2 protein-coding genes and 1 pseudogene are annotated in these 4451 nt (G+C 62.1%); all 3 read right to left on the reverse strand.

Translation table 11 applies throughout. The annotated features are described in order from the left end of the window. Positions 1-600, reverse strand: a 600-nt coding sequence (locus MJD61_07035; GenBank protein MCG8555030.1) for a type I restriction-modification system subunit M N-terminal domain-containing protein, incomplete at its 3' end; no start/stop codon positions are given. After that, on the reverse strand, positions 597-1655 hold the full coding sequence (locus MJD61_07040; protein ID MCG8555031.1) for a DUF4917 family protein: 1059 nt from the start codon (positions 1653-1655) through the stop codon (positions 597-599). The genes MJD61_07040 and MJD61_07035, both read right to left, overlap by 4 nt. Further along, a pseudogene (hsdR, locus tag MJD61_07045) lies at positions 1652-4451 on the reverse strand (type I restriction-modification system endonuclease). Before hsdR ends, MJD61_07040 begins: the two are co-directional and overlap by 4 nt.

Consider the following 4451-nt stretch of genomic DNA (forward strand, 5'->3'; position numbering starts at 1 on the left):
CCCACACAAGGTGCAGGTGGATCTCAAATACGCTGTGCGCTCCGTGTCGATAGCCCATCGGCAACACGGTAGCCCACCATCATGCTGAAAGCTGTCGCCTGGAAGGCGAGGGTTTTGACCCACCCAAGGTGAGACAATAATCGAATCGATAAGCGGGCGGGGCGTGAAGTATTGCCCTGCGCCGGACTTCTTTTCGTTCGCGTTCTTTTCGAGAAGCCCCTCGTAGAGGTCGCCCAGGCCCTCCGACTTGGCCGAGTACCAGTCGAGGCCGTCGATGGAGTCCACGAGCTTCTTGAGGTTCCGGGGCACTTTCAACGCGGTGTTGGCGTTGGCGTAGATCGCCTGAATCCTCGACGAGCCCTCCGTGCCGAGATGAAGGAGCAGGCCGCGGTAGAACGCAAGCTGCTCGACGCCCTCCTTCTCCGCTAAATCGTCCCAGCGATACCCGTCGGGCAACTCCTTCTCGCGCCCGGTCTCCTTCGCCATCTTGAGGAACAGCAGCCACGTCAGCTCGGTGACGTACTCGTGATACGTGATTCCCTCGTCCCGGAGGACGTTGCAGAGGTTCCAGAGCTTTTGGACGATGTCTTGGGTGTTCACTCTGGCATCCTCGACTTCCAGGCGTCTGCACTCTTGGCGTCAAAGAAGGACACCTGTAGCTCAGGGCTATCGCGCTTCTTCGCCCCGAGGGCCTTTTCCCTCATCGTGCTGAGCTCGCCAGCGCGTGCCCGGAGTGCGAGGCCGTCCGACCCGTCGAAGTCGTCGAAGACTCCGATGAAAACGCGTTTCAAATCGAGGTTGTGGGCTATTGCCCGCGTCAGATGGCCATCGCTCTCGCCAAGACTAAGGCCGTAGCAGACGAGTCCGTTCTGGATTCGCGTGAGCTTGTCGTAGCAGTGCGCCAAATAGTGGGAGCGAGCGATCTGCGCGAGCTTCTTCTCCCAAGTCCCTTCGGCGACGAAGAGTGGGTACTGCTTCTCTGCGAGGCCAGTCTTGACGAGCTCTGTGAGCTTCGTTCCCGTCCTGCTCCAACTGTGCTTCCGCGTGAACGACCGACCGCGGAAGAGGTGCAATGCACCGTGAAGGAAGTAGATGCCGTCATGGCCTCGCGTACTGCCCTCAAAAATCAAGCTCCTAGCGTCATAGTCGTCTGGATCCGTCCCAAAGCCGTCCTGAAACTTGAAATCGCCGGCCGCGACCAGCCAGTAGAGCAGAAGATCGTAGTTGACGGTGAAGACATTGAAGTAGGGTGCGATGAACGCACGACCCGCGTGAACACGATCGACCGAGAGGCAGGATGCGTCTTCTGGGTGAACCTCACCGACCGCGGAGATCAACGCCGTCTTGACCAGCTCCAGGTCATCAAGGATCGCGGATGCGTCGCCCTCCTGAAGCAGCTCATATTCCTCGGCAACCCACTGCGCATCATCAAGCGCGCGCATCACTCCTTCAAAGTTGTTCGTTCCCAGTCGATCAAAAAGCCGCTTCGCTGAATCGGAGAGCCCGGCTTCGCAGGCATGGTCGTACAGTGAGGCGTACGCGAAACGCGGGTCGCATCCGATGCTGAAGCCGTTGCCGAGCAGCAGGTGCTTGCGGCGGTCGCCCAGTTCCTTGAGCACGTCCAGGTAGGTCAGACATGAGGTGTCGATAGTCATGAGGCACTCATCTCGGACGCCCAGATCGCCTCGCTGATGTCCCCGAGGAGCTGCTCCAGCCTGCCGTCGAAGACTTTGTTGAGCCGGTCAAAGCCGCCGGCCTGGGCCTTGAACTGGCCGCGGTCGAGGGCGTCGCGGTCAACGACGGTCTCCTGGACGAGTTGCTTGCCGATGCGCTCTAGCCATTTGCGCTGGGGAGGCTTCCAGCGCTGGGACGCAAGGATGCGCTTCATGGCGCGATCGACGCGCTCTTCATAGGGGAGCAGCGGGTCGCCGAGCGCGGCCTGGCGTACGTGGCCGATGACCGACGCGGCGATGTCCTGGTTGGTCTTCGCGCGCCAGGCAGCGCGGAGGTTGGTCTCACTGTAGCCGGCCTCGTCGAGGGCGAGCTTGAGCTCCTTGAGTTGCTGCCGCGTCAGTTCTCGCGGGCGTTGCGCCACGACCACGAGGGCCGGGATCTTGTTTTGGTTTTCTGCGATGAAGGCTCGGAAGCCTTCGAGATAGTCTCCAGGGGGTCGGGAGTCGCCGAATCCGTTCTTCACCGCGCGGATCTCGTCCTCGTGGTGGGAGACCATCACGGGCTTGTCCGCCTTGATGACCTTGTCGAGAATCGTGGTGAGTGAGGGGTGCTCGGCGAACCAGGCGTGCGCCGCGTCCGGACCATGATCCCGGAGAAAGGTCAGCAGGTCGTCGGGGCTCATGGCGGCCACGGTCTCGAACTGCTCCAGCGCTTCGTCCCTAAGCCGACGCTTCTTGCGGTCGAGCTTGCTGATGAGCTGGTCGAGGATCTCCGCCCGCGACTCTCCGTCGTCCACCGTGTTGAGTTCGCCGACGAGCTGGGCGAACGGCACCTTCGGGTTCGGGACGACCGGCTTCATGTCGGAATAGGGAGCCAGCGCGCTGTAGAGCTCCACCGCGTCGTAAATGCGGAACACCTCCTTGTCGATCTCGTCGCAGCGCCGCGTCGCACGGCCCAGCATTTGGTGATAGAGGATGCGGCTGCGGACTCGCCGGATGAAGACGAGATTTCATATCTTGGGAACATCGACGCCCGTTGTAAGGAGGTCCACGGTGACGGCGACGCTCGGCAGTTGCTCGTTGCGGTAGCGCCGGATGAGCTGCAAGGGCTTGTCCGCGGAGCCGGTGATCTTGACCACCGCGTCGTCCTCGACGCTCCCGTACTGGTTGCGGAATGCCTGCTTGAGCAGCTTGACGACCATGTCCGCGTGGTCATCGGAGACGCAAAAGACCAATGTCTTTTCGTCGAAGCTCGGGTCGATGCGCTCCGCAACGAACTTGCAGACCACGCGGTTGAAGTTCTCGGTGACAACCCGCTTGTTGAACGTGTCGACGTCCACGTGGACCTCGTCGTTCAGGAGCGAAAGTTGGAGCTCGCCGGTGGAGGGACTGTAGGTCTCCAGCTCCTCCCCCACGCGCCAGGTGATGCCGTCGGCGGCGAGCGCGGTCACGATGCGCGTGGGCGGCTCGTGGTCCACGAGGTAGCCGTCCACCACCGCTTCTCGATAGCTGTACTCATAGACGGGCTGACCGAAGATCTCCGTGGTGTGGAGCGCAGGTGTTGCGGTCAGCCCGATCTTCACACAGTCGAAGTGCTCTAGGACGCGCCGGTATTTGGAGATGTAGTCGGACTCGGTGCGGAAGGTCAGCTCGCGGTCGCTGAGTTCGCGGTCGAGCAGGTAGCCACGGTGGGCTTCATCGACGACGATGCAGTCGTATTGGTCGATGGGCGGAGGCGCTTCGTCCTCTGAGAAGAGGATTCGCTTGACCATGCCCTGCACCGTCGCGACCTGAAGCTTGGTGTCGGACTCGGGCGTGATGTCCTTGAGCTCTTTGAGGTCGAAGATGTCGGTGAAGGTCTGGAGGTTTTCGAGGCGGGCGTCCTTGAAGGCGTTCGTGGCCTGAATCCCGAGCGCAGTGCGGTCAACGAGGAAGAGAATCCGCCGAAACCGCTTCACCTTGAGGAGCCGGTAGCAAAGGCCGACGCAGGTGCGGGTCTTGCCCGTACCCGTGGCCATCGCGATGAGGATCTCTCGACGATCTTCTTCAAGGGCCTGCTCGACCGCGTCGATGGCGCGAAGTTGGTAGTCGCGAAGGCCGAGGTACTCCGTCGGCTCCTTCTTGAGGGCTTCATGGGCGGCATCGATGTCCTGCCGTAGCATCCCGCTGATGCCGTCGGGCGTGATCCAGCCGTCGAGAGCGCGGGAGTGGTTGGTGGCGCGACGCGCGTCGAGGAACCAGACGCCACTCTTGGTCTCGATCTGCTTGAGATATGGGCGACCGTTCGTCGCAAAGAGGAACGGCACTCGGTAGTCGCCCCACGGACCATCAGGTGGCGCCTCGGCGGCCTTCGATTCATAACCGCGGCTGTAGCGCTTCGCCTGCTCGATGGATGCGGAGACGTCTCGCGCGCCCTTCTTCGCCTCGACCACAGCGACGGCGTGCATCCCGATGAAGAGCATGTAGTCGGCGGGCCCGTTCTCCGTGGGCCACTCCGCGATGGCGAGATTCTTGTTGAGGGCGAACGCCCTTGGCGAACGTCAGCTCAGCGGTGTCCACCTCCCAGCCGGCAGCGCGGAGCTGCGTATCGATGATCTTGCGCGTGTCGGCCTCATCGAGATCAAGCGCCGCACCCGCTTCGTCGGCCTTTGCGACGATGAGTTCGAACTGCGTGGGCCCAGCTTCGGCGGCCTTGGTCTGGAGAGCCGAGAGGCGCGCGAGCATTTCCGACTCACGCGCGGCCGCCTCGTCCATCAGCGCCTCAAGAGCCGAAAACTC

The organism is Pseudomonadota bacterium, from assembly GCA_022361155.1.
Classification (GTDB): domain Bacteria; phylum Myxococcota_A; class Polyangia; order Polyangiales; family JAKSBK01; genus JAKSBK01.

What these genes read in the sequence shown, in the direction of transcription:
- MJD61_07040 (MCG8555031.1), bottom strand. Translation starts at nt 1,655, where the DNA reads ATGACTATCGACACCTCATGTCTGACCTACCTGGACGTGCTCAAGGAA.